Annotated in this window: 32 protein-coding genes and 1 tRNA gene; 16 read left to right on the top strand and 17 right to left on the bottom strand. The window is 66.8% G+C overall.

Annotation, left to right across the window (positions count from 1 at the left end; translation table 11 throughout):
* Positions 1–49: 49 nt before the first annotated feature.
* The gene (locus EAF64_RS20255) at positions 50–289 is read right to left on the bottom strand and encodes a hypothetical protein (protein ID WP_129070795.1); all 240 of its coding nucleotides are present in this window, start codon (positions 287–289) and stop codon (positions 50–52) included.
* 173 nt (positions 290–462) lie between these two features.
* Here EAF64_RS20255 and EAF64_RS20250 point away from each other — a divergent pair, with 173 nt between their 5' ends.
* A complete protein-coding gene (locus EAF64_RS20250; RefSeq protein WP_129070794.1) occupies positions 463–1,716 on the top strand; it encodes an NAD(P)/FAD-dependent oxidoreductase in 1,254 nt (417 codons plus the stop codon).
* Here the strand turns inward: EAF64_RS20250 and EAF64_RS20245 are convergent.
* Genes EAF64_RS20245 through EAF64_RS20215 form a run of 7 tightly spaced genes read right to left on the bottom strand, consistent with a single transcriptional unit; the run spans position 1,708 to position 5,327 of the window.
* A complete protein-coding gene (locus EAF64_RS20245) occupies positions 1,708–2,406 on the bottom strand; it encodes a metallophosphoesterase (RefSeq protein WP_129070793.1) in 699 nt (232 codons plus the stop codon). The genes EAF64_RS20250 and EAF64_RS20245 overlap by 9 nt on opposite strands.
* Before the next feature lie 36 nt (positions 2,407–2,442).
* The gene (locus EAF64_RS20240; RefSeq protein ID WP_227739072.1) at positions 2,443–3,045 is read right to left on the bottom strand and encodes a J domain-containing protein; all 603 of its coding nucleotides are present in this window, start codon (positions 3,043–3,045) and stop codon (positions 2,443–2,445) included.
* A 45-nt stretch (positions 3,046–3,090) separates the two neighbouring features.
* A complete protein-coding gene (locus EAF64_RS20235) occupies positions 3,091–3,849 on the bottom strand; it encodes a proteasome assembly chaperone family protein (RefSeq protein ID WP_129070792.1) in 759 nt (252 codons plus the stop codon).
* Between the two features lie 5 nt (positions 3,850–3,854).
* Positions 3,855–4,037 (bottom strand): RNA-protein complex protein Nop10, encoded by a 183-nt coding sequence (locus EAF64_RS20230; RefSeq protein WP_129070791.1) that lies wholly within the window; start codon positions 4,035–4,037, stop codon positions 3,855–3,857.
* Between the two features lie 28 nt (positions 4,038–4,065).
* Entirely contained in the window at positions 4,066–4,866 is an 801-nt protein-coding gene (locus EAF64_RS20225; RefSeq protein WP_129070790.1) for a translation initiation factor IF-2 subunit alpha, read from the bottom strand.
* Positions 4,867–5,040, bottom strand: a complete 174-nt coding sequence (locus tag EAF64_RS20220; RefSeq protein ID WP_129070789.1) for a 30S ribosomal protein S27e — start codon at positions 5,038–5,040, stop codon at positions 4,867–4,869.
* Between the two features lie 2 nt (positions 5,041–5,042).
* Positions 5,043–5,327 carry a 50S ribosomal protein L44e gene (locus EAF64_RS20215; RefSeq protein WP_077205237.1) on the bottom strand — a complete coding sequence of 95 codons (285 nt, stop codon included), beginning with the start codon at positions 5,325–5,327 and terminating at the stop codon, positions 5,043–5,045.
* A 154-nt stretch (positions 5,328–5,481) separates the two neighbouring features.
* On the opposite strand from EAF64_RS20215, the gene EAF64_RS20210 reads away from it, so the two are divergent.
* On the top strand, positions 5,482–5,736 hold the full coding sequence (locus EAF64_RS20210) for an HAH_0734 family protein (RefSeq protein WP_129070788.1): 255 nt from the start codon (positions 5,482–5,484) through the stop codon (positions 5,734–5,736).
* Here EAF64_RS20210 and EAF64_RS20205 read toward each other — a convergent pair.
* Positions 5,733–8,180, bottom strand: coding sequence for a DUF2298 domain-containing protein (locus EAF64_RS20205; RefSeq protein ID WP_129070787.1), 2,448 nt, complete (start codon positions 8,178–8,180; stop codon positions 5,733–5,735). The genes EAF64_RS20210 and EAF64_RS20205 overlap by 4 nt on opposite strands.
* Positions 8,181–8,274: 94 nt before the next feature.
* Between EAF64_RS20205 and EAF64_RS20200 the strand changes: the two genes are divergently transcribed.
* The 5 genes from EAF64_RS20200 to EAF64_RS20180 all read left to right on the top strand — a co-directional run bounded on the left by EAF64_RS20200 (position 8,275) and on the right by EAF64_RS20180 (position 11,084).
* Entirely contained in the window at positions 8,275–9,039 is a 765-nt protein-coding gene (locus EAF64_RS20200; RefSeq protein WP_129070786.1) for a glycosyltransferase, read from the top strand.
* Positions 9,036–9,494: a GtrA family protein gene (locus EAF64_RS20195; RefSeq protein ID WP_129070785.1), complete on the top strand. Its 459-nt coding sequence runs from the start codon at positions 9,036–9,038 to the stop codon at positions 9,492–9,494. Before EAF64_RS20200 ends, EAF64_RS20195 begins: the two co-directional genes overlap by 4 nt.
* A gap of 69 nt (positions 9,495–9,563) precedes the next feature.
* Positions 9,564–9,638, top strand: a tRNA-Met gene (locus EAF64_RS20190).
* Between the two features lie 326 nt (positions 9,639–9,964).
* Positions 9,965–10,246, top strand: coding sequence for a hypothetical protein (locus EAF64_RS20185; protein WP_129070784.1), 282 nt, complete (start codon positions 9,965–9,967; stop codon positions 10,244–10,246).
* 10 nt (positions 10,247–10,256) lie between these two features.
* Positions 10,257–11,084, top strand: coding sequence for an endonuclease/exonuclease/phosphatase family protein (locus tag EAF64_RS20180; RefSeq protein WP_227739071.1), 828 nt, complete (start codon positions 10,257–10,259; stop codon positions 11,082–11,084).
* A 39-nt stretch (positions 11,085–11,123) separates the two neighbouring features.
* Here the strand turns inward: EAF64_RS20180 and EAF64_RS20175 are convergent, their stop codons facing one another.
* From EAF64_RS20175 to EAF64_RS20140, 8 genes are all read right to left on the bottom strand, one after another.
* Positions 11,124–11,561 carry a hypothetical protein gene (locus tag EAF64_RS20175; RefSeq protein ID WP_129070783.1) on the bottom strand — a complete coding sequence of 146 codons (438 nt, stop codon included), beginning with the start codon at positions 11,559–11,561 and terminating at the stop codon, positions 11,124–11,126.
* A gap of 4 nt (positions 11,562–11,565) precedes the next feature.
* Positions 11,566–12,135, bottom strand: a complete 570-nt coding sequence (gene hpt, locus EAF64_RS20170) for a hypoxanthine/guanine phosphoribosyltransferase (protein WP_129070782.1) — start codon at positions 12,133–12,135, stop codon at positions 11,566–11,568.
* A 38-nt stretch (positions 12,136–12,173) separates the two neighbouring features.
* Positions 12,174–14,042, bottom strand: coding sequence for a hypothetical protein (locus EAF64_RS20165; protein ID WP_129070781.1), 1,869 nt, complete (start codon positions 14,040–14,042; stop codon positions 12,174–12,176).
* Positions 14,039–14,521, bottom strand: coding sequence for a hypothetical protein (locus EAF64_RS20160; RefSeq protein WP_129070780.1), 483 nt, complete (start codon positions 14,519–14,521; stop codon positions 14,039–14,041). Before EAF64_RS20160 ends, EAF64_RS20165 begins: the two co-directional genes overlap by 4 nt.
* Before the next feature lie 101 nt (positions 14,522–14,622).
* Positions 14,623–15,147: a type IV pilin gene (locus EAF64_RS20155; RefSeq protein ID WP_129070779.1), complete on the bottom strand. Its 525-nt coding sequence runs from the start codon at positions 15,145–15,147 to the stop codon at positions 14,623–14,625.
* A 150-nt stretch (positions 15,148–15,297) separates the two neighbouring features.
* Positions 15,298–15,828, bottom strand: a complete 531-nt coding sequence (locus tag EAF64_RS20150) for a type IV pilin (RefSeq protein ID WP_129070778.1) — start codon at positions 15,826–15,828, stop codon at positions 15,298–15,300.
* A gap of 133 nt (positions 15,829–15,961) precedes the next feature.
* On the bottom strand, positions 15,962–16,477 hold the full coding sequence (locus EAF64_RS20145; RefSeq protein ID WP_129070777.1) for a type IV pilin: 516 nt from the start codon (positions 16,475–16,477) through the stop codon (positions 15,962–15,964).
* 148 nt (positions 16,478–16,625) lie between these two features.
* A complete protein-coding gene (locus EAF64_RS20140) occupies positions 16,626–17,144 on the bottom strand; it encodes a type IV pilin (protein ID WP_129070776.1) in 519 nt (172 codons plus the stop codon).
* Positions 17,145–17,610: 466 nt separating this feature from the next.
* Here EAF64_RS20140 and EAF64_RS20135 point away from each other — a divergent pair, with 466 nt between their 5' ends.
* Genes EAF64_RS20135 through EAF64_RS20095 form a run of 9 tightly spaced genes read left to right on the top strand, consistent with a single transcriptional unit; the run spans position 17,611 to position 25,717 of the window.
* Positions 17,611–18,660: a monovalent cation/H+ antiporter subunit E gene (locus EAF64_RS20135; RefSeq protein ID WP_227739070.1), complete on the top strand. Its 1,050-nt coding sequence runs from the start codon at positions 17,611–17,613 to the stop codon at positions 18,658–18,660.
* A complete protein-coding gene (locus EAF64_RS20130; RefSeq protein WP_129070774.1) occupies positions 18,657–18,932 on the top strand; it encodes a cation:proton antiporter in 276 nt (91 codons plus the stop codon). The genes EAF64_RS20135 and EAF64_RS20130 overlap by 4 nt, the downstream gene beginning before the upstream one ends.
* Positions 18,933–19,256, top strand: a complete 324-nt coding sequence (gene mnhG, locus EAF64_RS20125; protein ID WP_129070773.1) for a monovalent cation/H(+) antiporter subunit G — start codon at positions 18,933–18,935, stop codon at positions 19,254–19,256.
* Entirely contained in the window at positions 19,253–19,789 is a 537-nt protein-coding gene (locus tag EAF64_RS20120) for a DUF4040 domain-containing protein (protein WP_129070772.1), read from the top strand. The genes mnhG and EAF64_RS20120 overlap by 4 nt, the downstream gene beginning before the upstream one ends.
* Entirely contained in the window at positions 19,786–20,313 is a 528-nt protein-coding gene (locus EAF64_RS20115; RefSeq protein ID WP_129070771.1) for an MnhB domain-containing protein, read from the top strand. Before EAF64_RS20120 ends, EAF64_RS20115 begins: the two co-directional genes overlap by 4 nt.
* Complete coding sequence (locus EAF64_RS20110; RefSeq protein WP_129070770.1) at positions 20,310–20,696, top strand: cation:proton antiporter subunit C; 387 nt, start codon at positions 20,310–20,312, stop codon at positions 20,694–20,696. The genes EAF64_RS20115 and EAF64_RS20110 overlap by 4 nt, the downstream gene beginning before the upstream one ends.
* On the top strand, positions 20,689–22,194 hold the full coding sequence (locus EAF64_RS20105; protein WP_129070769.1) for a monovalent cation/H+ antiporter subunit D family protein: 1,506 nt from the start codon (positions 20,689–20,691) through the stop codon (positions 22,192–22,194). Before EAF64_RS20110 ends, EAF64_RS20105 begins: the two co-directional genes overlap by 8 nt.
* The gene (locus EAF64_RS20100; protein WP_129070768.1) at positions 22,191–23,981 is read left to right on the top strand and encodes a proton-conducting transporter transmembrane domain-containing protein; all 1,791 of its coding nucleotides are present in this window, start codon (positions 22,191–22,193) and stop codon (positions 23,979–23,981) included. The genes EAF64_RS20105 and EAF64_RS20100 overlap by 4 nt, the downstream gene beginning before the upstream one ends.
* Positions 23,981–25,717 (top strand): Na(+)/H(+) antiporter subunit D, encoded by a 1,737-nt coding sequence (locus EAF64_RS20095; protein ID WP_129070767.1) that lies wholly within the window; start codon positions 23,981–23,983, stop codon positions 25,715–25,717. The genes EAF64_RS20100 and EAF64_RS20095 overlap by 1 nt, the downstream gene beginning before the upstream one ends.
* The last annotated feature ends 44 nt before the right edge of the window (positions 25,718–25,761 follow it).

The raw sequence follows: 25,761 nt of genomic DNA, 5'->3' as shown, positions 1-25,761 counted from the left end.
GCGGGTCAGGGCGCGACGGACTAAGCCCTGTCCGTTCGTTCCCGGGCGGTCAGCGCGTCTCGTCGCCGCCGTCGAACGTGGGGCTGGCCCCCTCCTGTTCGGCCAGCGGTTCGAGGGAGTCGGCCATCGATTCCATCGCCACAGTCCGGCGGTGGTAGGCGGCCACGAACCAGCTGACGAACCGCCAGGCGACGTAGAGGCCGAGCACCCACGAGGCGACGAGCGCGCCGAGAAGCGGTCGTTGCACGACGAGGAGGCTGTACAGCACGACGAGCGCAACGACTACCACCACGGGAACGAAGCCTGCAGTCGACGTAAGTCGTGTCGGACTCGATGCACTCCCGCCCGAGCCGGAGGCTGTCTCAGGGCACATCGATCCGGGCTTGTCACGGCGTCTGAATAACCGCTCCCCTCGCGACCGACCGCGCGGCCTTTTTGTGGTCGCCACTCCTTCGCCCGTGTATGACAGACGCCGTGGTCGTCGGCGGCGGATTGGCGGGCCTGGTCGCGGCCCGCCACCTCGCCGACGCGGGCAGGGACGTGACGGTGCTGGAACGTCGCGACGAGGTGGGCGGCCGCGTCCGCTCCGTCCGCGAGGACGGGTTCGTCTTCGACCGTGGATTCCAGGTCCTGTTCACCGCCTACCCCGCGGCGAAGCGGGAACTGGACTACGACGCTCTCGACCTGCGATACTTCTCGGCCGGTGCGACCATCGCCAACCCCGGTCGCCGGTCGGTGCTGGCCGACCCCCTGAGCAGTCCGGGCGACCTCTCGGACACGCTGTTCAACACCGACGTGACGCTCGGTGACAAGCTCCGGCTGTTCAAACTCCAGCGGGAGATGAAAGCCGCCGATATCGGGACGCTGTTCGATCCCGACGAGCGCCAGGACGTGCGGGACTATCTGTCGGACAGAGGATTCTCCGAGAAGTTCGTCGAGAACTTCGCCGCGCCGTTCTACGGTGGGATCACGCTGGATCGCTCGCTGTCGACCGATGCCGGCGTGTTCCGCTACACGTTCAAGATGCTGTCCGAGGGCAAGACCGCGGTCCCCGCCGAGGGGATGGGGGCGATCAGCGAGCAACTGGCCGATCGCGCTCGCACGGCCGGCGCGGAGATCGAACTCGGGACCGCAGTCACGGCCCTCGACGCGGCAGACGACGGCGTCACCGTCGAGACCGACGGGGAGACGATCAGCGCCGACGGGGCCGTCGTCGCGACCGACCCACCGACGGCGGCGGCATTGACGGACGTGGCGGTCCCGACCGAGACCAGCGGCTGTGTCACCCAGTACTACGGCCTTCCCGGCCACGTCGAACTGGAGACCGGCAAGAAGATCGTCCTGAACGCCCGGGACGCGGAACCCAACCAGATCGCGCCGCTCTCGGCGGTCGCCTCGGAGTACGCACCCGACGACCGGACGCTGGTGAGCGCGACCTGGTTGGGCGAGCGCACCGAGAGCGACGAGCAACTCCACGCCCGCGGCCGCGAGGTACTGGGCCAGTGGTACCCCGAACGACAGTTCGAGGACCTCGAACTCCTCCGGACCGACCGGATCGACGTGGCGCAGTTCACCCAGCCCCCCGGATTCCGTGCCGACCTCCCCGCGGTCGACGCACCCGACGGGCCAGTCGTCCTCGCGGGCGATTACACCCGCTGGTCCGCGATTCAGGGCGCACTGGAGAGCGGGCGCGTCGCCGCCCGGACCCTAGAGTAGGTCGCGAAACTCCCCGAGCGGCGGGAACTCACGGATCTGTTCGGCCTCGTCGTCCCAGACGACGGGGCGATAGCGGTCGAGGTCGCCGATCAGCGGCGAGTTCGTCGTGGCGGTGCCGCCGTACCGTCGGTTGATCGAGACGCCCTCGATCAGGTGGGAGAAGGCGGGGAGGACGAGCACGTCCGCACCGTCGTAGGTCGCCGCCCCGTCGAGATAACAGTGCCACTTCCGCCCCTCGATGGTGATGGTAGGGTGGTCGTGGCCGACGACGTACAGGTCCGCCTCTGTCTCGGGTTCGAGGTGCCCGTGACAGACGACGGCCCGTCCCTCGTCGGTCTCGACCTCGAACTCGTGGGCGGTCGGGCCGGACCAGACCACGTCGAGCATCGCGTCGTGATTGCCCGGCGTGACGACCGGCCGTGCGCCCGCGTCCCGCACCGTCTGGTCCAGTGCGGTGACGGTCTCCTCGGCGGCGCTCGCCACGCGGTCGAACGAGTGGAGCAGGTCGCCCGCGAACACGACCGTCGACGGGTCGTATCGCTCACAGAGTGCGGCCACGCGGTCGACGAGGTGGTCGCGCTCGCCGAGGGGGAGCGAGACGTTCGCGGCCGCGGCCTTCCCGACGTGGAGGTCGGCACAGACCAGTACGTCGCCGAGCACGGCGGCCCGGTCCCGGTAGGTCACGTCCACACTCTCCGTCGGGTTCTGTGGTGTAAATGCCTGCCGCTAGCTGGCGTGTTGCTTGGCTGTGGTGTAGGCTTCGCGGACGCGCTTGAATTCGTCCTCGTCGCCGCCGTGGTCCGGGTGGACCTCCTTGACCTTCTCGCGGTAGGCGCGCTTGATGTCTTCGAGGCCGGCACCGACCGGCAGGCCGAGGACGGCGTGGGCCGCCTCCCGTGGATCGAGTTCGCCGCCGGCGTCCTCCTCGAAACTGATCTCGGGCGTCTCGAAGGGGAGCCGCGGGCCGAGCGCGACGCCCGGCAGTTCGTGTTCGACGAGAACCGGGAACGTGTCCGAGCGCTCGATGCGGTAGTACGCTCGGGCGTCGAACGTGATCGCCACGTCCCGTTTGGGCAGGTAGAAGGCGACGTGCTGGCCTTCGACGAAGTGGCGCTCGGCGTACTGTTCGCCGATGGCGTCGAGGTAGCTCCGAATCTCGTCACGGCGGTGTGATTCGCCGCTCGGTTCGCGACCGTCGACTGCGCCACGACCGGGAAAACGGGTAACGCCCACGTAGAAGATAGCGGCGACCACGACGCTGAGCGCGATCCCCAACAGCGCACCGTCGATGAGCCACTGTGGCAAGCCGTCGATCACCTCGGTATACACGAACACGTTAGGGGACCATCGCTAAAGAACCCCTCGGACCGCGACTCACCCGATGTAGCGCAGGTCCTCGTCGGCGGGCCCCGCCGCCGCACTGCTCTCCATCTCCTGGATCTTCCGGACGACCTCCTCCATCTCCTCGGCCCGATCCTCGAGCGAGCCGAAGTCCACCTCGAAGCCGACCAGATCCTCCAGGACCGTGAGGACCGCCTGCGCGCTCTTGGGATCGACGAGGTAGCCGCTGGTCTCACCCATCAGGCAGGCCGCCTCGAAGTCCCGGCGCTCGCCAAGCCCCAAGAGGAGGCCCGAAACGCCGACGATCCCGCCGGCCGGTTCGTCCTCGCGGAACTCCACGTCCGCCCCTTCGAGGTCCTCGACGAACCCCGCGTCGGTCGCCGCCCCGAGGACGTCGTACTCCTCGATGAGTTCACCCGTCGGAACGCCCCCCAGCGCGAACACGCGCCCGACGCCGAATTCGTCGGCCACGTCGAGGATCCGGTCGGTCAGGCGGTAGTGACCCTGGTTGTCCTGTGCCTGGTGGTCACCGGTCAACACGAGCAGGTCCTGGCCCTGTTCGGTCTCGACCGCGTGGAAGGAGGCGCTGGCCAGTTCCGAGCGCCCGTCGTCGATGCTGACCTGCGGCGGGAAGTGCTGAGAGTAGAGCCGGCGCACTTCCTCGCCGTCCAGCTCTTCGAGCAGGTGCTCGGCGGCGAGTTTCCCCACGTGGCCCACGCCAGGGAGTCCCTCTACCAGTACTGGATCCGTGAGCTCCGGGTCCGCGAGCGTCTCGATTTCGAACTCGTCCATACCCGCTACTGGCGGTTCCGGCGCTTAATAGCGCGTCGATATTCACCGTACCTGTCAGTTGGATCGAACGGGGCCGGGGCGCTGTTCTCGGCGTCGGCCCCACACTCCGGACAGGTCTCGGCCAGCGTGTACACCGGCCGCTCGTGATTCGACTCCCAGGCCGAACAGACGCGGATATCCGATTTCATGACGAAAGCGGCGCGGCCGGACGAGTCGTCACTCTTCGTCGGTGTTGCGCTCGCGGTGGTACGTCCCCGTACCGCCGTGGTCCGAGACGACCGCGCTAGCGCGGTCGGCGCTCTCTTCGAGGTGGGACTCGGCGGTCTTGTAGTCGGGGGCACGGACGCGGATGCGGTACTCCGGCGACCCGACGTACGTGACTTCGAGTTCGACCTCGTCGGGGATCTCCCCGTTGCCCTCGGCGGCCTGTAGAGCCTCCTTGATTACGTCGACGCCGGCGGCCGTCGGGACCGAGAGGTCGACGTAGCCGGTGACGTTGACGTAGGGCACCGAGACGTTCTCGCGGGCGGTCTCGACGATGCGCTCGACCTCCTCGTCGTCGAGGTCGGTGTCGTCGAGGGCTTCTTGGCCGTGGATCGCCGCCTGCTCGAAGCCGTCGTACATCGAGCCGAACTCCGCGAGGAACTCGTTGGCGATGGCGGCGTAGGTCTCGTCGTCCAGGTCTTCGCCGAAGGCCAGTTCCATCCAGTTGTCGGCCTTCTGCTCGTTTTTCCACTCCTGGATCTTCTCCTTGCGCTGGTGATCGTTGACGTCCTTGATCGAGAGGTCGACCTGCTGGGATCCCTCGTCGACTTCCAGCACCTTGGCGACGACGGTCTGTCCCTCGTTGACGTGGTCGCGGACGTTCTTGATCCAGCCGGAGGCGACCTCGGAGATGTGACACAGCCCGCGCTTGTCCTCGTACTCCAGCATGTCGACGAACACGCCGAAGTCCTCGATCTCGTCGATCCGGCCGACGACGAGTTCGCCGGGGTCGGGCCAGCCACTGTATTTCATCTATCGCGCCTCGACGGTGTCGGTGATCTCGCCCTCGATGACCGCCTCGCCGCCCGTGGGGCTGGCGAGCTGGTGGCCACACACCGCGCAGGCGACCTCCGTGGCGGCCTTGCCGAAGACGATCTGTTCGTTCTCACAGTCCGGACACGCGACGCTGTAGAAGTTTCCTGCCATGCTTACTCCTGGAATTCGAGTCGGCCGGCACGCCATCCCTCGCGGAGGTGGGCCTTGCCACACTCCGAGCAGCGGTACTTCAGGTCGGTCTTCTTGGTGGGCTTGTCCCCACCGGGCACCTTCGAGAACTTACCCTTGTTCCCGATCCCGGTTCCGCGTCGCTTGCGCTGGCGGTCGTTGACCTTCTTCATGCCCGAGGAACGCCCCGAGCGGACCTTTTCGACCTCCACTTCGTGGTGTTCGTTGCAGTGTGGGCAGTACGTGTTAAATCGGCGTGGCATCTCCATAGATATCTACCTTGTCCCGTGGTTAGACAGTGCCCGTTAAAACCCGTTTGGTTTCGGTATCCGCGTAGACCCGCTCGCGGACCCTGGGTCAGCCGTCCACGCCCGATTTCTCGGCATCGAAGCGCTTAACAGCGATTCGGGCCAACCGGCGAGCATGAAGCAGCTCATCATCAACGGGGACCCCGGCATCCGGAAAAACGCCGTCATCGAGTACGACGGCGAGGAGTACGTCTGTTTCGCCGTCGCGCGACAGGGCGACTGGCACGGCCCCGACCGGGTCCAGTTGTGGTGTACCGTCGGCTCCGAGGACGAACGCGAGGACTACCAGTATCGCCGGTACATCCCCAACCACCTCGACACGATGTCGGCCGAAGCCGAAGCCGTCACCGTCGTCGAGTCCGCGACCTAGAGCCTGGTCTGGTCGACTTCGTAGATCGTCACCGCGTCCCACTGTTTTTCGACCCGAATGCCTTCGATCTCGTCGACGGTGATCCCTTCCAGCGAGGACCCGTAGGTCGCCCGTTCGGCCGGCCCGACGTACACGTACCGCACGTCGTACTCGTTCAGTAAGGCCGCGCTCTCGTTCGGTTCACCCGTGTAGATCGTCCGGAGGTCGGCGGCCCGGCGGTCGTAGGCCTCCTGGCCGCGATAGCCGATCTCGTGGTGCCAGCCCAGGACTGTCGGCACGCCGGTCAGACTCGACGGTGCGCTGGCACCGCCGTTGCGCTCGCCGTTCCAGGTGTAACTCCCGGGTGCGGTGGTGATCGTGGGGCGTCCGTCCAGGCCGTCGACCCAGCGGATCGCGGCGGCCTCCTCGGAGTGGACGCGGTCGACGAACGCCGTCGCGTCGAGCGTCGGATCGTCGGTCTGGGCGTACGCCGAGTCGCTGGCGAAGTGGCCGGTCAGCGCGAGGCCGCCGTACACCGACGTGCCGGCGATCAGGAGCGCAGCAGCCACCTGCATGGCCGGTCGCCAGCGCCCACCGCTGAGTCCGAGTCCGGGCCGGTGTTGACAGAGCAGGTGCGCGAGGGCCGCGCCGGCCGCGACCGCCCAGATCGCCCAGACCTGCGCGTACGTCTTGAACACCGTGTTCATCCGGCCGGGTCCCGCCTGCTCTTTGACGTAGACGAACTCGACCAGCAAGACGAGTCCCGCACCGGCGACGAGCAACACTGTCTCGAAGCCAGGGCGCGGGAGCAGGTGTCCATCCCCGTCACCACCGTCCGCGGTCACGGCGGTCTCGGCGTCCGCCCGGTCCGGCCGGAACCGTTCGCCGATCCCGGCGCCGACGCCACCGGGCAGGTCCCGCCACCGGAGCAATGCCCAGCTGACGCCGATCAGCGGGAGGAAGAGCACGACTGCAGCCGCCTGACTCAGGACGGCGATCACGGCGACGACCGCGAGCATGGCGGCCGTGCGCCAGCCGTCACGGAGTCGCGGGATCGCGTGCCGGAGCAGGTAGGGGACGAACACGAGCAGGAACGTGCCGTGGACCAGCACGAGCGCGCCGAGGCCGCTCCGGGGCGGGAACAGTGCGAGTTCGCGCCCGCTGGCCGCGACCAACCAGAACGGCGCCGAGAGGAGCAACCCCCCAACGACGACGACGGCACCGGACCCGGCGGCGATCAGCAGCGTCCCGCCCTCGTCGAGCCGCCAGTCGTCGGTATCGATCCTCTCCGCCACCGGTTCGGGCAACAACGTCCGTGCCTCCGCGGGCGCGAACAACACCGCCAGCACGGTCAGCCCGGCGACGCTGGGGAACGACCAGGTGTTGACGACCGCCAGCAGGCCGGCCAGCGGCGGGAGTGCCCCGAACAGGAGGCCGCGCCGCCGCCACACTGCTTCGGTCGGGGTCAGGTAGTACGCGAAACACACCGTCGCGGCCAGCAGGAGGAACGGCGGCCCCATCATGTGGGCGTGCAAGTCGCCGTTGAGCCAGGCGAACAGCGGGAACTCGTTGATCGTCCCGTCGACGACGCGGCTGGCGTCCCAGTAGTCGAACTTCCCGAGCCCGCTCGCGAGTCCGTCCGTCTCGACGCCGAGTGTCCCGACCAGCACGCCGATCACGCCGTCGAGGACTGCGAATGCCATCCGAACCGGTATCAGAAGCGTTCCGACGACGCCGCCCAACCCGCCCAGGGCCGCCGCCCACCCGTCGACGAGGGCGACGATCAGCCGGAGCGGGGTCGTCAGATTGCTCGCGATACCGACGAAGAAGGCACCGAAGACGCCGCCGAGCCACCGTGGACTGTCCCGGCTGGCGGCGACGGACCCGGCGAGTCCGTAGGCTGCGGTGACGAACGCCGCGAAGAAGCCCGCGAGCACGAGGTTGTAGGCGAAGCGAGCCTCGGTCGCGGTGAGCCGGGCCAGCAGCGAGGCCAGCAGGTGCCCGCCGTAGTAGTAGCGCACCGGTTCGCCGGCGAACCACATGTCCTCCGGTGGGAGCGTCTCGGCTCGCAAGAGCGACTGGAGCAGGCCGAAATCGAGGAACTTCTCGCCGCCTGGGGGGTGGACGGCGGGGTCGACCGCCCGAACAGCGACGAGAAAGAGGAAGGCGAGGGTGAACACGCCGACCGTCTCGACCAGGACGCGGCGATTCAGTTCGATACCGCGCCAGGCGACGAGGCCGCCCGCGAGGGCGAGGAGGACGGCGACGGCGACGAACGGCGCGGCGTCGAGCGAGACGCGCCCGACCCAGTAGGCGACGAGACAGACGACCGTGAACGAGCAAACGAGCGCCACGCCGGCACCCCGGTCGGCGAGGCGACCGAACAGCGCGTCCGCCAGCGGGAGCCCGGTCAGAAGCAGGGCCAGGAAGGTTCCCAACCACAGGGCGACGAGCAGGAACTCCATCACCTGTGGGAGACGCCCCCGTGCCTATACCTTTTCTTGTTCGCCACCGTGCCGAGACGAACCGTTTTTACTCGCCCCACGGAATGCTGGGACAATGAGTCGGTCCCTGGGTGTCGTGGTCCCTGCCTACCGCCCGGACGTGGAGCGACTGTCGGCGTACGTCGAGGCTCTCGACCAGCGACTCGACCCGGCAGCCATCCGCATCGAACTCGACGCCCCCGACGACGGAACCGTCGAGCAGCTACGGTCCCTCCCCGCCTCGCTCGGCGTCGTTCCCTACCGTCGCGGGAAGGGCGCGGCCGTCACCGCGGGCTTCGAGGCGCTCTCGACCGACGTGCTCGCCTTCCTCGACGCAGACGGGAGCACGACGCCGGACTCGGCGGCCGCCGTCGTCGAGCCCGTCCACTCGGGCGAGGCGGACCTCTCTGTCGGGTCCCGCCGCCATCCCGAGGCCACGGTGTCGGATCACCAGACGACCGCTCGCCGGTGGCTCGGCGAAGGCTTCGTCTGGCTCGCTCGTCGGTTGCTCGACGCGAAACTGCACGACTACCAGTGTGGCGCGAAGGCGCTGACACGGGCGGGCTGGGAGCGAATTCGCGAGCACCTCTACGAGGCGGGGTTCGCCTGGGACATCGAACTCGTCGCCATGGCCGCCGCCTTCGACCTGCGGATCGCCGAGGTCCCGATCACCTGGGAGGATCAGCCCGGCTCGACCGTCGAACCGATCCGGACCTCGATCAGGATGGCCAAGGCGCTGTTCACCGCCCGGCACCGCGTCGAACGGGTCCGGGACAGCCGGCTGCACACCGCCATCGCGGACCGCCGGGCAGACGAGGAGGCCTTGATCGACAAACGATGAGCGACAGGGAACTCCCCCGGCAGCTGGATTCGCTGTTGTCGGGTGTCCGGTTCGGGCAGTTCGTCTCCGTCGGCGTGGTGGGGCTGATCGCAGACACGGTCACGCTCGTAGCGCTGAAAGAACTCGTGGGCCTCGAGCCGTGGCTTGCGGGCCTGCTGAGCATCGAGGTGGCGATTCTCGTGATGTTCGCCGTCAACGAACGCTGGACGTTCGCGGGCGTCGGTGAACCGGGGAAACTGCTCCGGCGGCTGGTGAAGTCCCACGCCGTGCGGTCGGTCGGCTCGTCGATGCAGTACGGTATCTTCTACGGGCTCGTGAGCTTCACCGGGATCTCGGTGGTGCTGTTCGGGAGTGACGTCTGGTACCTGTTCTCGAAGTGGATCGCGGTCGGGGTCGCGATGTTCGTCAACTACGCCTTCGAGAGTCTGTTCACGTGGCGTGTTCACGCGGAGTGATCACGGGAGAAATTGACGGACGGCTTCGGAATCACAACCCTTAATTGGCGGTCGGGATTACGAAGGTGTAGCGGGATGGGATAGCCAGGAGATTCCGGCGGGCTCATAACCCGCAGATCGGTAGTTCAAATCTACCTCCCGCTATACTCTGTCGCTCACAATCCGTGAGCGACGAATATAGGCCGTAGTAGTTTGAACCCAGAGGACGAACGAAGTGAGTCCTCGCGGTTCAAATCTACCTCCCGCTACTTTTCGAGGTGAACAACACGGCGAGCACCGCGTAGCGTGTGCTGGCCTCCACGAACGTCGAAAGTCGCCGTGGCGTTTCGAACCCTGCCACGAGCGACCAGCGGGAGCGAAGTGGCGCCGGTTCGAACCTCCCGCCTGCGATACTCCGTCGGTCACGATGTGACTCGCAGGACGGCGACCGGCGCAATCGCTATCCGTCTCCGCGTGGTGGTACTCGGGCCATGGAAGCGTACGAGGAGGCGTACGTCGAGGCGATAATCGAGAACCTCGGCGCACGGATGGCGACCTGCATGCGGGAAGACGCCGAGACGGAGATGGTGCGGGATAGAGCCCGGCTCACCGACGGGGGGCGACTCTGGGCCTGTGGCTACGTGACGAGTCGGCTGTCGATGCTGCGGGCGGATGCGGCGGACACGCCGAACCTGTCAGCTGCCGACCACCACCGAATCCGTGATCTCGTCGACCGACACGAGTCGACGATCGCGAGCGAACTCCACTCGTGACCGCTGGACGATGGCTGACTCGCGTGGCTGCGCGGCGGAACTGCGGGTGATGAGTTACAACGTCCGGTACCCGTCGGGGGAGGGCGGACGGAACGCCTGGGTGTATCGGCGGGACCCGCTGGTGTCGACGATTCGGTTTCACCGCCCGGACATCGTCGGGCTTCAGGAGGTCCACCACGACCGTGTCGACGACTTCCGCGCGGCGCTTCCCGGGTTCGAGTGGCTCGAAACGGGACGGTCCGGGAAGACGTACGGCGATCACGCCGCGATCGGGTTCCATCGCGAGCGGTTCACCCTCGAAACCGACGGACGGTTCTGGCTCTCCGAGACGCCTGACACGCCGAGCCGGGGCTGGGACGCGGCGCTCGTCCGACTCGTGCGGTACGTCGGACTCTACGACGAAGTGACGGACGTGTCGCTGTTTCATTTCAATACGCACTTCGATCACCGCGGTGAGACTGCCAGGCGACGGAGCGCACAGCTCCTCCGGAGTCGGATCGACGCCATCTCCGGGGACGAGCCGGTCGTCGTGACGGGCGATCTCAACTGTCGACCCGGATCGGAGCCACACCGGCGCTTGACCGACGAATCGCTCTCGAACGGGCGGGCGCTCCACGACGCGGGGATGGTCGCGGACGCGCCGAACCACGGCCCGGATACGAGCATGACCGACTTCACCGACCTCGTCCCGGAGAAGAAAATCGACTACGTATTCGTCACGCCGACGGTCGAAGTCGGCCGACACGGGATCCTCTCGGACAGCTACGGGGACGGCCGGTATCCCTCCGATCACCTGCCGGTGCTCGCCGACGTCGAAGTGCCCACAGACCGGACGTGAGGACTGTCCGAGCCTGACGACCGGCCGGCCGCTACGGATTCATCTGTCTCCAGTCCGTTCTCGGCTCCCTCGCCAGGAGTGAAACAGGAGGCCGACGAGCCCGAGCGCGCCGAGCACGGCCGTCGCGCCACCGGTCACGACGGCCACCAGGTGCGCGATCGTCGTCTCCTCGGCGGGATCGCCGACGACGACGCGGAGCCGGTAGACCGCCCCCTCGTAACGGACGTAACTCGTGTTCGGGCGCTGGTCGGGAGCGATCCGGGCCGAGCCGTTCGCCTCGGCGGCGTCGCTGACGAGCCGTCGGTCGCGTTCAGAGAGGTTCTCGAAGGCCGTGACCGTCGCGTTGGCCGGGGCGTCGGCGGCGATGAGTTCGAGCGTCTGGGGACCGGAGGCCTGTTCGGGGGCGGTCACGATCACGTACCCCGTGCCGGCGAGGCCGAGGACGAACAGGGCAGCGAAGGCGAGGACGAGTCGCATTCCGTCAGTCGTCGCCGAACTCGTCGACGACGACCACTTCGCCGTCGACGACGTCGACGTTGATGAGCGTCTTCACGTCGTAGTCGGAGCCTTCGATCTTGTTCTCGCCGCCGACTTTCTTGATGACGGCGACCGCGTCGACGACGTCCGCGCCGATGTCTTCGAGCGCGCCGGTGAGTGCTTCGAGGGTGCCGCCGGTCGAGAGCACGTCGTCGAGCAGGAGGACGCGGTCGCCCTCGTAGACGTCGTTGACGTACATCTCGCTCTCGGAGTAGCCGGTAACCTGCGAGAGTGAGACTTCCCCCTCCAGACCGTACTGGCGCTTGCGGACGACGACCAGCGGGATGTCGGTCATCAGGGAGACGGCCGTCGAGATGTGGATGCCCATGGCCGCGGGGGTGACGATCTTGTCGACGTCTTCGAGTTCGGCCTTGCGGATGATCTTGATGACGATCTCGCGGAGCAACTCGGGTTTGAGCATCGGCACGCCGTCGCTGATCGGGTGGACGAAGTAGTGGTAGCCGTCCTTCTCGATGATCGGGGCCTCACGAAGTGACTCCTGCAATCGGTCCATGTCGCGCGACTTTGCCCCCGACGACTAAAAGATGCCCGTCACGCGAGCGGCAGCGCCGCCGAGAGCCACCTGACGACCGGGAGCGCGAACTCCCCGGCGTAGGCGAAGTACTCGATCCCCGACAGCAGGACGAAGATAGTGCCGGCACCCGCCGTGACGCTCACCAGCGCCGCGCCCGCGCGCTCGGGAACGGTATCCGAGAGGGTTCTGACGACGGCCCAGGCCGCCAGGCTCGTCGCGGCCGCCAGCGCGAGCAGGGCGTGGAACTGGACGGCCTCGCCGAGTCCGGCGTCGATAGCCGCCAGCACGATGACGACGAGCTGGCCGCCGATCAGGACGGTTCCGCCGTAGGCCAGCCCGGTCGTCCGCCAGTGGGTGGTCACGGCCGACCGGATTGCGGGCACCCTGGCGAGGCCGTACACGCCCAGCAGGTACAGCGGGTGCAGATACCGGACGGTGACCTGCGCGTGGACCGGGAGTCGCGGGAGAAAGAGGAACACGAACAGCAACCCCGACGCGAGCGCGACGGTGTCGACGACGCCAGTCGGCGACCGGAGGGACGAGCCGAGGGCGGTCCGACCCCGGCGGCGGATCCAGAGACCGGCCGCGACGGGCGCGGCGGCGAAGCCAGCCAGGATCGGTGCCGATTCGAGCACGGTCAATCGAATCGCCTGATACCCGTCCCGGAACGCGACCGAGGAGAGGTAGCCGCCACGGAGGAAAACCCGATGCAGCCGCACCGGATCGGTGAAGGCGACCACGACCCCCTCGCCAAGTAGCGAGACGAATCTGAGCGCGATCCGGACCAGTCCGCCTACGATCGGAATCGGAATGTCGAGTACGGCACCCCCGCCACCACCCCCACTCAGGTCGAGACCCGCGGATGCGCTGTAGGACGGCAGCATGCGCGGCGGCTCGACGGGATTCCCCGAGACGAGCAGGTTCGTGAGAAAAAACGGGACCAGCGAGAGCGCGAACGTGCCCGCGATCACGGCGAGTGTCCGCCGGTCGTTCCGATCGGCCGTCGCGAAGTCGACGACGACGAGCGGTGCGAACAGGAGCAGGGCCTCCGCGGCGTGGATCCACGCCAGCAGTGCCACGGGAACGGACGCCAGCGCGCGGAACCGACGTGTCTCGCTGTGCTCGTCCGCAGTGCGACTGCGGGCCAGCGCGTACAGCGCCGCCGCGATGCACAGCACGGTGAAGGAGTGGCGCTTCAACAGCGCCGCCCAGAAGGCGACCGGCGTGGCCAGCACCACGGCAGTCCCGGCAGCCACCCCGATCCGTCGGCCGTGCAGGCACGCCACCAGCCGGTAGCAGAACACGCCCGAGAGGACGGCGGCGAGCATGCCGACGATCTGCAGCGCGAGGATTGGATACAGCCCCGGATCGACCGGTGTCGCGAACGCGACGTTCGCGACGAACGCCACCACCGCGAGCGCGCTCCCGCCGACGACGACCCACTCGCGTTCGACCAGCCGGCCGACGGTCGTCACGGCCCCGACCAGCGCCAGCGACCAGACGCCGATCAACACCACACCCAGATCGAACACCGCCCCGAGTCCCTGGAGCGCGTAGAAGACCGGGACCGCCAGGACGACGATTCCGTAGTTGCGTCCGACCGGCCCGTCGTTGCCCACGTATGTCCCGGGAGCTTCCAGTCCGCTCCCGTAGGGTACCTCCGTCAGGACGACGCGTCCGTCGGCGACGTTGACCAGGGTGTTCGCGATGGCGCTCCCGTCGGTGATGTAGATCCCCATCCGCCAGTAGAGGCCGAAAAAGCAGAGTCCGGTCAGGAACAGCGCCAGCCCGACTCGATCGCCGAACAGCAACCGCCACAGCACGGTCCGGACGGTCTCGGTCCGCGCCGCGAGTCGCGCCGTGAGTCCCGAGTCGAGCGTACTCATCGTCGCACCCGGACTGTGACGTTCCGTTCTGCGACGACCCGCGACTCCTCACCGGCTCGCTCGACGACGCGCAACACGCCCGCGTACGAATCGTTTCGTACGTCCTCGGGTGGGAGCTCGTCACGCTCCAGCGAGAACTGCATCCGCTCGCCGGTGTCCGGTCCGAGGAAGAACGCCGACTCGCGCGTGTACCCGAGTGCAGCGATCTCCAGCTTGTAGGTCAGGATCGGCCGGCCCTCGATCCCGTCGAAGACGACGGTCGCCGGGGGCACCTGCACGTAGTAACTGGCTTCGCCGAACTGGCCCTGCCGGAGTGTGGCCGTCTCCGGCAGTCGAACGTCGCTGATCGTGACCGAGCCCGTTCCGATCTGGGTGGGTTGCTCGGCCGGGCGGTCGGCTATGGCTAGCGGACCGGACGCCAGCGTCACGACGAGAATCACCGCCGCCGCGACGTACGGCACGGACGAGCCGAGATCCATCTACTCTGTGACTGGTGTAACGGGGGCATAAACCTGACGCGGGTGTGACGACTCGATGGCCGTCGCTGGTCGGCGTGAAGAAAACGAAAAGTGGTGTTTAGTTATGCGTCGGGACCCGTCTGCTCGGAGAGAGTGGCGGAGGTGTCGCCTTCCGCGGGCTCCCAGACGAGGGAGAGCTCGTAGTCGCTGGACGCTCCGATTCCGATGGTGTCGCCACCGACGACGGCGGAAGTGTCGCCGATGCTACCTGAGGAGTTCGCGCCGTCCCAGTTTGAGCCAGCGCTCGTTATCTGGGCACGGTCCGCTCCGAACGGATTCCCGCTACCGGTACCTGCATCGTCGAATGGGTTCACGAAGCCAGTGCCACGGAACACCAATTCATTTTGCTTGATTGAGTCACCGCCGTCGTGGCTCACTTCTGCGAGACCTTCACCGACATCGGAATTTGTAACATTGTTGTACTCCCAACTGAACGATGCCTGTGGTGTCTGTTGCTGGCTGCCGCCAAGTCCCAGCACGAACGATGCGATGACAGCAGCCAGGATGACCGTGATGGCGACCATCAGGATGACCCCGATGACCGGGCTGACTGCGTCGTCCTCTTCTAGCAGTTGGCGTACCTGCATAGAGAACCTGTTACTTACTCCTTAACTTATACGTTCGGGTCGACTCAACGGCCGAGTGAAGTGTTCCAGGAACAAAATAACGAAAATAAGTCCTGTCGACAAACAAGTGCGTAATCGGCCGTTGCACCGAAAGAAGAAATTAATGCGCCGTTACGCGTCGGGGCCGGTTTGCTCGGAGAGGGTGGCGGAGGTGTCGCCTTCCTGGGGTTCCCAAACAAGGGAGAACTCGAAGTCGCTTGAAGCACCGATAGTGACGGTGTCACCGCCGACGACGGCGGAAGTGTCGCCGATGCTGCCGGATGCATTTACACCGGCCCATTGCTGTCCGGAATCCACGATCTGCGGATAATCACTGCCCGTACTGATCGCTGTCACGCCAGTTGGGGGTGATCCGTCAGTCGGATCTGCGTAGCCAGTGCCACGGAAGTACAGTTCGTTGTGCCTGATGGAATCGCCTCCGTCGTGGCTCACTTCGGCAATCCCTTCTCCGACGTCCGTTCCAGTGACGTTATTGTAATCCCAGGAGAACGACGCCTGTGGTGTCTGTTGCTGGCTCCCGCCGAGCCCCAGCACGAACGAGGCAATCACGGCGGCAAGAATGACTGTAATCGCGACCATCAGGATGACCCCGATGACCGGACTCACTGCATCGTCGTCTCGTAGCAGTTCACGCACCTGCATACCACACCTGTTACTTGGTGTTTGTATTATACATTCGGGTCAACTCAGCGATGAAATCGGTCTCTGCCGGACGGAAAAACGAGTGATTGAGGGCATGGGTTAAGGTCGTCTTAAATCGGGGAGAACAGGGGGACTACGCGTCGGGACCGTTCTGCTCGGAGAGGGTAGCGGACGTGTCGCCTTCCTGGGGTTCCCAGACGAGGGAGAACTCGAAGTCGCTCTCGGCACCGATATTGATGGTGTCACCGCCGACGACGGCGGAAGTGTCGCCGATGCTACCAGAAGCGTTCGCACCGTCCCAGTTTTTTCCAGTATCAGTGATTTGGACGTAGTCGGTACCACGGTTTGTGATACCACTCCGGACCGGGTCCGTGTAACCCGTACCACGGAACACGAGTTCGTTCTGCTTGATGGAGTCACCGCCATCGTGACTAACTTCGACTACACCGGAACCATCCACGCTGTAGGTGCTGTTGTTGGTGTAGTCCCAGGAGAACGAGGCCTGCGGTGTCTGTTGCTGGCTCCCACCGAGTCCCAGCACGAACGATGCGATGACGGCAGCCAGGATGACCGTGATCGCGACCATCAGGATGACCCCGATGACCGGGCTGACTGCGTCGTCGTCTTGCAGCAGTTGGCGTACCTGCATGGAGAACCTGTTATTCTGACCATTACTTATTCATTTTGACTCGACATAAGGAGCCATTAATGTCTGGTTGTAGTGAGAAAAAAGTCCGGGGAAAATTGCGGGACAGCGGATTGTGATCGCTGATTAAAACGAGAAAATAACGGGCCGGTTACGCGTCGGGGCCTTCCCAGGTGCTGATCGTTGCCGAGGAGTCGCCCTGCTGAGACTCGTAGATGAGTCGGATCTGCCCATCCGTTCCAACCGGGAACTCCAGGAAGTCACCACCGGTCACCGCACTCGTACTTCCGACCTCGCCACTCGCAGAGCCGGAAATGGCACTGCTCGCACCGAATCCGCTCGGTCCTCCGATCATATCGCTCCACGTAACGTCGTACCCGAAGCTGCTTTTCGCGTTGGAGCCGTTCTGCCCTCGCAGGTACAATTGGTTTGCCTTGATGGAGTCACCGCCGTCGTGAGTCGCCGTCAGAACGCCGTCGGTGTTGTCCTGTGCCTCCTCGAACTGGAAGTTGAAGCTCGCCTGCGGTGCGGTGGAGCTCACCTGCTCACCGAGACCGAGCACGAACGTGGCGATCACTGCGGCGAGAATGACCGTAATCGCGACCATCAGGATGACCCCGATGACCGGGCTCACGGCGTCGTCGTCTGAGAGTAACTGTTTCAGTTGCATGGGTGGGGTGGGTATGGGGGCACGCGCGCCATTGGGGTCGTCCCGGCCGGACTCGAATCACCCGGACGGACGGCGTTCCCGTGGGGAGCGGGCGTGCTTACAGTCTGACAAGGCGGTGGCTTTACATAAAGGCTCGCACTGTTTTAATGGCCGTTTACACCCCCCTCACGGCGTTCTACCTGTCGATACGCAGTTCTCCCGTCCCCGGGTTTCCGCGACCACCTCGCCAGCCGGCGCGATCCGATCCGTGCGCCGCTATAACATGTCACTATTCTGGGATCGCGACGGGTCGAGGTCGGTCGCGAGATGGTCGGTCGGCCGGTCGCCGACGCCGATTCCGGCGTGGTTCGGTCCGGGTTGCCCATCTGAAAACACAATGGCTTTGATTCGGACCTGCCATGGGCATCACGACAACAGTGACTGCTGTCAACTATCCAGCGGCCGAGCCAGGCCGGTCGGCGGTCCGGTGGCCCGCGACCGCGGGGGGGCGACCGTGACGGGCGAGAAGTTGCTCGTGCCCGTCAGCGAGTCCCCGACGCTCCGGAATACGGTGGCCTACGCCGTCCGCAACGCCGTCGAGGGCGAGGACCGCTACGACGCGGTCCACTTCGTCTATCCGGCCTCCCGCCGGGTCGCGGGCGAGGAGTACATCGAGAGCGCCCGCGAGCTGCTCGAACGCGTCGCGGTCTGGGCCGGCGAGGACCTCGGCGAGGACGACCCGGATCTCACCGTCGAGACCGAACTGATCGGCGTCGACGACTATCTGTTCAGTCCCGGCGACTACGTCGACTTGCTGACCGACTACGCCCGCGACGAAGGGATCGAGGCCGTCCTCCTCGACCCCGAGTTCAACCCTGGCGAGAACACGCCGCTGCTCCCTCCGCTCGAAGCCGAGCTCGAACGCGCGGGGCTCGTCGTGGAGACGGCACCCGTCGAGCGCGGCACGCGCCGCGACCGACTCGTCCGTCGTGCCGGCCTCGGCCAGTTCGTCCTGCTCGCCGCCCTCTCCTACGGCTTCTACCTGCTCATCGGCGGTTCACTGGCCGCCTTCGATCTGGTGACCGGCGCGATCAGCGCCGCCATCGTCGCCACGGTCCTGTGGCGCATCTCGCTGACGGGCCCGGTCCGGCCCGGCCAACTCGTCGCACGCCTCGCGCGCATGCTCGTCTTCACTCCGTACCTGCTCTACGAGATCGTGGTCGCGAACCTCCACGTGGCGTACGTCGTCCTCCACCCGAGTCTCCCAATCGATCCGGAGGTGGTCGAGTTCGACGCCGCCGTCTGGTCGGAGATTCCGGTGACGACGCTGGCCAACAGCATCACGCTCACGCCGGGGACGCTGACGGTCGACGTGACCCGACAGCACTTCACGGTCCACACGCTCACCGAGAGTTCCCGCGAGGACCTGCTCGACGGCGGACTCGAACGCGCCGTCCGGTTCGTCTTCTACGGCCGGGCGGCCGCCCGCGGTCCCGGCCCGCGCGAGCGTGGTGACGACGGAGGTGAGGAGTCGTGACGCTCGTCACCGACGCCTTGCTCGTGGCCGCTGGGGCCTACGTCGTCCTGTCGGTGGTCATCCTCTACCGGATCGTCCGCGGCCCGACGATGCAGGATCGGGTCATCGCGGTCAACGTCGTCGGGACGAACACGGTCGTCATCATCGCGCTGTTCGCCGCGGCGCTGGACTCCCCGGGCGTCCTCGACATCGCGCTCGTGTACGCCCTGCTCAACTTCCTGATGAGCATCGCCATCTCGAAGTTCACCGTCGAGCGCGGAGGGGTGATGTAGATGGTCACGCTCTACGAGGGTGCGATCATCGCTCTGCTCGTCGGCGGCGTCTTCTTCGGCATCGTCGCCGCCGTCGGTCTGCTCCGCCTGCCCGACCTCTACACTCGGGCACACGGGGCCTCGAAGACGGACACGCTCGGCGCGGGGCTGTCGCTGGCGGCCGCCGCCGCGGCGCTGGGCTCGGGGCTGCCGACGGTCAAAGTCGTCCTCCTGCTCGTCTTCCTCTTCCTGACCAACCCGACGGCGGCCCACGCGATCACTCGTGCGGCCGCGGATCAGGGGATCGAGCCCTGGACTTCCGAGGACAGGGGTGACGGCGAGTGATCGATGCCGTTCCCGCCGTCCTGCTCGTGCTGGTCGTCGCGTGCGCGCTGGCGACCGCCGTCCTGCGGGACGTGCTGGCCGCGATCATCGCCTTCGCCGCCTACAGCCTCGGGATCGCGATGATCTGGGTCCTCCTGCAGGCACCCGACGTGGGGCTGACCGAGGCGGCCGTCGGCGCGGGCGTGACGACTATCCTCTTCTTGCTCACCATCGCGAAGACCGTTCGGCCGCCGGGCGAAGCGATCTTCGAGTCCCTCGACCCGAAGGGACTCGTCGTCGCCGTCCTGATCGTCGGCGTCCTCGCGTCGACGCTGGGGGCGCTCCCACCGGTCGGCTCGGCGGAGACGCCCGTCGCCCAGTCACAGGTGACCGACTACTATCTCGAGAACACGTACGAGCAAACCCACGTCAAAAACGCCGTGACGGCAGTGCTGGCGGCTTACCGTGGGTTCGACACCATGGGCGAGGCCGTCGTGGTCTTCGCCGCCGGCGTCGGGCTACTGGTCGTCCTCGGCCGGGAGGTGTTCGCATGAGCGCCGACGAACGTGGGAACGGCGACGGAAACGCCGTCGAAGCGGGCGAGTCGAACCGCTCGCTGTACGTCGAGAGCCCGATCATCATGGCGACAGTCAGAGTGGTCGCGCCGTTCGTGTTCACGTTCGGCCTGTTCATCATGTTCCACGGGGCCGACTCCGCGGGCGGTGGCTTCCAGGGTGGCGTCATCGTCAGCACCGTCATCCTGATGCTGGCGGTCGCGTTCGGCGTCGAGTCGACACGCGACTGGATCACGCCGGAACGGCTCGTCGCCCTCGTCGGCGTCGGCGTCTCCGCCGTGCTGTTGCTCGGTATCGGAACCGTCGCGCTCGGCGGCGGCTTCCTCGAGTACGACGTCGTCCCGATCTACCACTTCACGAAGTACGGCATCGAACTGTTCGAGATCGGTATCGGCGTCATCGTCTCCGGCATCGTCGTCGGGCTGTTCTTCGGGCTGGCGGCCGGTGCCAGCGGCGAGGGCGGTGCCGACCGTGAACCGGACGACAGGGAGGGGTTGCTATGATCGACGCTCTCGCTGCCGGCCCGGTCGACCTGCTCGCCACCCGGTCGTACTACGCCGGGACCGCCCTCCTGCTGGGAATCGGTGCGTACGTGATGATCGCCAGCCCGAACCTCGTGAAGAAAGTGATCGGCATGAACATCTTCCAGACCGGTATCTTCCTGTTTTTCATCGCCTCGGCCTACGTCGAGGGCGCGAAGAGTCCGATCGTCGGCCCGAAGGCGACGGGCCCGTTCGTCAGCCCACTGCCTCACGTGTTGATCCTCACCGCCATCGTCGTCGGGGTGAGCCTCACGGCCGTCGCACTCGGGCTCATCGTCCGCGTCTACAACGAGTACGGCACGCTCGAAGCCGACGTGCTCCAGGAGGTGCGGTCCGATGACTGACCTGCCACCCTTCCTCGTCGCCCTGCCGCTGGTGGCGTCGGTCGTCGTCCTCTTCGCCGGCCTCGCGCGCTCGAAGACGGGGTGGCCCATCGCCGCACTGGCGGGCGTCGCCCAGCTCGGTCTTGCCGGCTACCTCGCCTACCGCGTGTTCACGGCCGGTCCGATCAGCTACGTCGTCGGCGGGTTCGAGGCCTTCTACGGCATCGAACTCGTGATCGACGGGCTGTCGGCCTCGGTCGTCGTCCTGATCGCGGCCGTCTCGCTCGGGATACTCGCGTACGCTCGCACCGCGGGCCCGCGCGGGAACCCGTTCTACGCGACCTACCTGTTGCTCGTCGGTGGCCTGACCGGTGTCGCGGTCACCGGCGACGTGTTCAACATGTACGTCTTCATCGAAATCTCCGGGCTCACCGCCTACGCGCTGGTCGCCAGCGGTGACTCGGGCCGGTCGGCGGTCGCCGCGCTGAAGTACCTGATCGTCGGGACCGTCGGCGCGTCGCTGTACCTGCTGGGCGTCGGCTACGCCTACATCGGGACGGGGACGCTGAACATGGCCGACCTCTCCGCTATGCTGGCGGAGGTGGGCTACCAGTCTACACTGGTCCAGACGGCGTTCGCGTTGTTCGCCATCGGCCTGTTCATCAAGACCGCCGTGTTCCCGCTGCACACCTGGCAGCCCGAGGCCTACGCCGGTTCGCCCGACAGCGTCAGCGGGTTCGTCTCCGCGCTGGTCTCGACGACGTTCGCGTACGCGCTGATCCGCATCTCGTTGACGGTCTTCACCCCCGACTTCTTCGCCGCGGTCGACCTGGCCCAGACGCTGTTGATCGTCGGAGCCGTCGTCAGCATCGTCGCGGGCAGTCTGCTCGCGGTCTCACAGACCGAGATCAAGCGCATGCTGGCGTACTCCTCGGTCTCGCAGTTCGGGCTCGTGCTGGCGGGGCTGGCCGTGCTGAACCAGACCGCGATGGTCGGCGCGACAGTCCACCTGCTGGGTCACGCCGTGATGAAAGGCGGCCTGTTCCTCGCCGCGGGGTTGATCGCGACCGCTACGGGTGCCCGCGAGATTCACGAGTACGAGGGGCTGAGCGAGCGGATGCCCTACGCCGCCGGAGCCTTCGCCGTGCTGGCGTTCGCGATGGTCGGCGTCCCGCCGACGATCGGGTTCGTCGGGAAGTGGTACATCGCCTTCGGGGCCGTCGAGGCCCAGCTGTGGCCCCTGGCGGCGATCATCCTCGCCTCGACGCTGTTGACGCTGGCCTACTTCGCCCGACTCGTCGAGCGGATGTACTTCCGCGAGCCGGCCGCCGCCGACGACCACCCCGAGGGTGAGGCCACGGGGGCCCAGCCCGACGCGATGGTCGCCGACGGCGGACGTCCCTCGCTGGGGATGTACGCCGCCGTCCTCGTGGCGGCCGTCCTGGCCGTCGTGCTCGCTCCGGCGGTCGTTCCGTTCGAACAACTGCTCGATCCGACGCTCGACATCCTCCTGCCATGACCGAGATCACGCCTTCACTGCGACCACTCGCGGCCGTACTCGTATCGGCGATCGCCATCGTCCCGATCCTGCTCTCGGGTCGACGACCCAACCTCAGGGAGTCCTGGACGGTGCTGGCCGCGCTGTCCACGTTCGGCATCATCGCCAGCATGGTCCCCGGCGTCCTCTCGGGAACCGTCTACGCGTCCCGACTGGGCACCTTCCTGCCCGGCGTCGAGTTCACGCTCATGGCCGACCCGCTCGGCCTCCTCTTCGCCCTGCTCGCGAGCCTCCTGTGGATCGTCACGAGTTTCTACTCGATGGGGTACATGCGCGGGCTGGACGAACACGCCCAGACCCGATACTTCGCGGCCTTCGCGGCCAGCGTCGCCTCGGCCGTGGGCGTCGCCTTCGCCGCCAACCTGTTCGTCCTGTTCGTGTTCTACGAACTGCTGACCGTGGCGACCTACCCGCTGGTCACCCACGACGAGACCGACGAGGCCCGCGCGGCCGGCCGGAAGTACCTCACCTACACCTTCGGCGGTGGCGTCGCCGTCTTCGCCGGTGCCGTCCTCGTGTTCTGGATGGTCGGTGACGTATCCTTCGCCGCCGGCGGCATCGACGGCCTCGCGGCGGCCGCGAACGCCGACCCGATGATCGCCCGACTCGCCTTCGCCCTGCTCGCGGGCGGGTTCGGCGTCAAGGCGGCGCTGATGCCGCTGCACTCGTGGCTCCCGGACGCCATGGTCGCGCCGACGCCCGTCTCGGGCCTGCTCCACGCGGTTGCGGTCGTCAAGTCCGGCGTCTTCGGCATCGCCCGCCTCGTGCTGGACATCTACGGGCCGGGGCTCGTCGGCGAGTTGGGGATGGGAACCATCCTCGCTGCCGTCGCCGCCTTCACCCTGGTCGTGGCGAGCGTTATCGCCCTCCGCCAGGACAACCTCAAGCGTCGGCTCGCGTTCTCGACGGTGAGCCAGCTCTCCTACATCGTCCTCGGGTTGGCCGTCGGGGCCGTCGCCGTCGGGTCGCCGGGCAACGCCTCGGCGTACGCCCTCGTAGGCGGCCTCCTGCACATCCCGGCCCACGCGTTCATGAAGCTCACCCTGTTTTTCTGTGCGGGGGCGCTCCACGTCGAGACTCACACCGACGACATCTCCAACATGGCCGGGATCGGAAGGCGCATGCCGGTCACGATGGGGGCGTTCGCCGTCGCCGCGGCGGGGATGGCCGGCATCCCCCTCGTGGCGGGGTTCGTCAGCAAGTACTTCCTGCTGATCGGGTCCGTTTCGGCCGGCGGGACGATCTACGCGGTCGCCCTGCTGGTCTCGGGCGTGCTCAACATCGCCTACTTCTGGCCGGTCGTCTACACCGCCTTCTTCGAGTCGCCGACCGAGCGCGACCCCAAACCGCTGGTCGAGGGGCCGCTGGGCGGTCGATTCGGGAACGCGGCGGCGACGCTACGGTCCGATGGCGGCGATTCCTCGTCGGAAGTTCGCTCCGACGGGGGCGACCCGGAGGACGGGTCGGAAGCCGAACAGGACGACCACGGCTTCGCGGCCGACCACGAGGGACAGGGCATTCAGGACACCATGGAGACGGTCGGGCAACTCGACGAGGACCACGGCGAGGACGACCGCCTGGACTGGCAACACCGCCGCTGGACCGGTGAGGAGTCCACGTGGCTCATGCTCGGGCCAATCTGCTTCGCGGCGGCCGGGTCGGTCGTCCTCGGGATCGTCCCCGACCTCGCTGTCTTCCTCCGGATCGTCCGCCTGATCGTCGCCGGCGCGACGGGGGTGAGCGTCTGATGGTCGACCCCGTCGTGCCGCCGTTCGTCCCCGTCGTCGTGGCGACGCTCCTGCTCCCGCTGGTCGGGAAGTACCTCGGTCGCTCTGCGGCCCACGCGCTCGGTATCCTGGCGACGGCGGTCGTCGTGCCCTACGTCTGGCTGGTGCCCGAGGGCGTCCACTATCAGGTCGAACTGTTCGGTGCCTTCCCTGCAGTGCTGTTCAACGTCGACGTGTTCTCGACGCTGATGGGCCTGATCTTCGGGTTCATCGGCGCGGTCGCGGTGGCCTACTCGTGGGCCAGCGACGCCGACACCGTCCAGACGGCCTTCGCCCTCTCCTACGTCGGAACCAGTCTCGGCGCGGTCTTCGCCGGCGACTGGCTCACCCTGATCTTCTTCTGGGAGCTGATGGCCGTCACCTCGACCCTGCTGGTGTGGCACTACGGCGGGAAAGCCGTTCGCGCGGCCTTCCGCTACGCTCTCCTGCACGGCATCGGCGGGACGCTCCTGCTGGGCGCGATCATCTGGCAGTACGCCGCCGTGGGCACGTTCCTGTTCGGGAGCCTGCCGGGCGTCCAGCACACACCGGGGATGGCCGGCACCGTCGCGCCCGTCCTCGCGGCACTGGGCATCGGCGTCAACGTCGGCTTCGTCGGCCTGCACGCCTGGCTCCCCGACACCTACCCGCGGCCCCACATCGCCGCCAGCGTCTTCCTCTGCGTGTTCACCACCAAGACCGGCGTCTACGGCATGTACCGGGCGTTCCCGGAGGGCGAACTCGCCATCGCGTACATGGGCGGGGCGATGGCCGTCTTCGGGGCCTGCATGGCCCTGCTCCAGAACGATATGCGCCGCCTGCTGTCCTACCACATCCAGTCACAGGTCGGGTACATGGTCGCCGGGGTCGGCATCGCCGGTCACCTCGCGACCGCCGGCGCGTTCGGCCACGTCTTCAACCACATCCTCTACAAGAGTCTGCTGTTCATGACCGTCGGTGTCGTCGTCTACCGGACGGGCGAGGAGAGCCTGAAGAAACTCGGCGGCCTGGGTCGGCAGATGCCGATCACCGCGATCACGTTCTTCGTCGCCGCGTTCTCCATCGCCGGCTTCCCGGGCTTCAACGGCTTCGTCTCGAAGGGCATGGTGATCGTCGCCGCCCACGAGGAACACTACAATTTGCTGTGGTACCTCCTGCTCGCCGGTGGCGTCGGTACCTTCCTCTCGTTCATCAAACTCGGCTACTACGCCTTCGTCCACGGCGAGTACGACGGCTACGTCGAGGACGCCAGCGTCGGGCAGGCCGTCCCGATGATCGCCGTCGCCGCGCTGTGTATCCTGTTCGGCGTCTATCCGCCGGCACTCTACGAGATTCTGCCCGGCGGTGCCACGCTCGACTACACCGTCTTCACGTTCAAACACGTCCTCGAAGGCGTCGCGCTGGCGGCCGCGGGTGTGATCGGGTTCGTCCTGCTGAAGACGCCCCTCTCGCGAGTGGCGAAGATTCCCGACATCGACCGGCTCTACAACCCCGGCTCGCTGTACGGCACCCGCGGCTTCGTCGTCGCCACGACCGAACTGTACGCCGCGGTCGACCGCACCGTGGTCCGTGCGACCCGGGTGACGGTCCGTGTCGTCCGCGATCCGCGGTCGATGATCGACGACGCGACGGTCGACCGGGCCACGCGACAGGACACTATCGGCTTCGGCGTGTTCCTCGTGGTGGTCGCGCTGGTCGTGGCCGTGGTCGTGCTCTGAGAGTGTGTCTGCGCGGCGAGACCGGCCCGTCGCAACCGATTTAA

The sequence above is a fragment of the Halorientalis pallida genome (genome assembly GCF_004118325.1).
GTDB classification, from domain to species: domain Archaea; phylum Halobacteriota; class Halobacteria; order Halobacteriales; family Haloarculaceae; genus Halorientalis; species Halorientalis pallida.
This window is presented reverse-complemented; position numbering and strand designations above follow the sequence as displayed.

Coding starts and splice junctions, on each gene's coding strand:
- EAF64_RS20250 (WP_129070794.1), top strand. CDS start 463: ATGACAGACGCCGTGGTCGTCGGCGGCGGATTGGCGGGCCTGGTCGCG.
- EAF64_RS20235 (WP_129070792.1), bottom strand. CDS start 3,849: ATGGACGAGTTCGAAATCGAGACGCTCGCGGACCCGGAGCTCACGGAT.
- EAF64_RS20230 (WP_129070791.1), bottom strand. CDS start 4,037: ATGAAATCGGATATCCGCGTCTGTTCGGCCTGGGAGTCGAATCACGAG.
- EAF64_RS20225 (WP_129070790.1), bottom strand. CDS start 4,866: ATGAAATACAGTGGCTGGCCCGACCCCGGCGAACTCGTCGTCGGCCGG.
- EAF64_RS20220 (WP_129070789.1), bottom strand. CDS start 5,040: ATGGCAGGAAACTTCTACAGCGTCGCGTGTCCGGACTGTGAGAACGAA.
- EAF64_RS20215 (WP_077205237.1), bottom strand. CDS start 5,327: ATGGAGATGCCACGCCGATTTAACACGTACTGCCCACACTGCAACGAA.
- EAF64_RS20210 (WP_129070788.1), top strand. CDS start 5,482: ATGAAGCAGCTCATCATCAACGGGGACCCCGGCATCCGGAAAAACGCC.
- EAF64_RS20205 (WP_129070787.1), bottom strand. CDS start 8,180: ATGGAGTTCCTGCTCGTCGCCCTGTGGTTGGGAACCTTCCTGGCCCTG.
- EAF64_RS20200 (WP_129070786.1), top strand. CDS start 8,275: ATGAGTCGGTCCCTGGGTGTCGTGGTCCCTGCCTACCGCCCGGACGTG.
- EAF64_RS20195 (WP_129070785.1), top strand. CDS start 9,036: ATGAGCGACAGGGAACTCCCCCGGCAGCTGGATTCGCTGTTGTCGGGT.
- EAF64_RS20185 (WP_129070784.1), top strand. CDS start 9,965: ATGGAAGCGTACGAGGAGGCGTACGTCGAGGCGATAATCGAGAACCTC.
- EAF64_RS20180 (WP_227739071.1), top strand. CDS start 10,257: ATGGCTGACTCGCGTGGCTGCGCGGCGGAACTGCGGGTGATGAGTTAC.
- EAF64_RS20175 (WP_129070783.1), bottom strand. CDS start 11,561: ATGCGACTCGTCCTCGCCTTCGCTGCCCTGTTCGTCCTCGGCCTCGCC.
- hpt (WP_129070782.1), bottom strand. CDS start 12,135: ATGGACCGATTGCAGGAGTCACTTCGTGAGGCCCCGATCATCGAGAAG.
- EAF64_RS20165 (WP_129070781.1), bottom strand. CDS start 14,042: ATGAGTACGCTCGACTCGGGACTCACGGCGCGACTCGCGGCGCGGACC.
- EAF64_RS20160 (WP_129070780.1), bottom strand. CDS start 14,521: ATGGATCTCGGCTCGTCCGTGCCGTACGTCGCGGCGGCGGTGATTCTC.
- EAF64_RS20155 (WP_129070779.1), bottom strand. CDS start 15,147: ATGCAGGTACGCCAACTGCTAGAAGAGGACGACGCAGTCAGCCCGGTC.
- EAF64_RS20150 (WP_129070778.1), bottom strand. CDS start 15,828: ATGCAGGTGCGTGAACTGCTACGAGACGACGATGCAGTGAGTCCGGTC.
- EAF64_RS20145 (WP_129070777.1), bottom strand. CDS start 16,477: ATGCAGGTACGCCAACTGCTGCAAGACGACGACGCAGTCAGCCCGGTC.
- EAF64_RS20140 (WP_129070776.1), bottom strand. CDS start 17,144: ATGCAACTGAAACAGTTACTCTCAGACGACGACGCCGTGAGCCCGGTC.
- mnhG (WP_129070773.1), top strand. CDS start 18,933: ATGGTCACGCTCTACGAGGGTGCGATCATCGCTCTGCTCGTCGGCGGC.
- EAF64_RS20115 (WP_129070771.1), top strand. CDS start 19,786: ATGAGCGCCGACGAACGTGGGAACGGCGACGGAAACGCCGTCGAAGCG.
- EAF64_RS20110 (WP_129070770.1), top strand. CDS start 20,310: ATGATCGACGCTCTCGCTGCCGGCCCGGTCGACCTGCTCGCCACCCGG.
- EAF64_RS20105 (WP_129070769.1), top strand. CDS start 20,689: ATGACTGACCTGCCACCCTTCCTCGTCGCCCTGCCGCTGGTGGCGTCG.
- EAF64_RS20100 (WP_129070768.1), top strand. CDS start 22,191: ATGACCGAGATCACGCCTTCACTGCGACCACTCGCGGCCGTACTCGTA.
- EAF64_RS20095 (WP_129070767.1), top strand. CDS start 23,981: ATGGTCGACCCCGTCGTGCCGCCGTTCGTCCCCGTCGTCGTGGCGACG.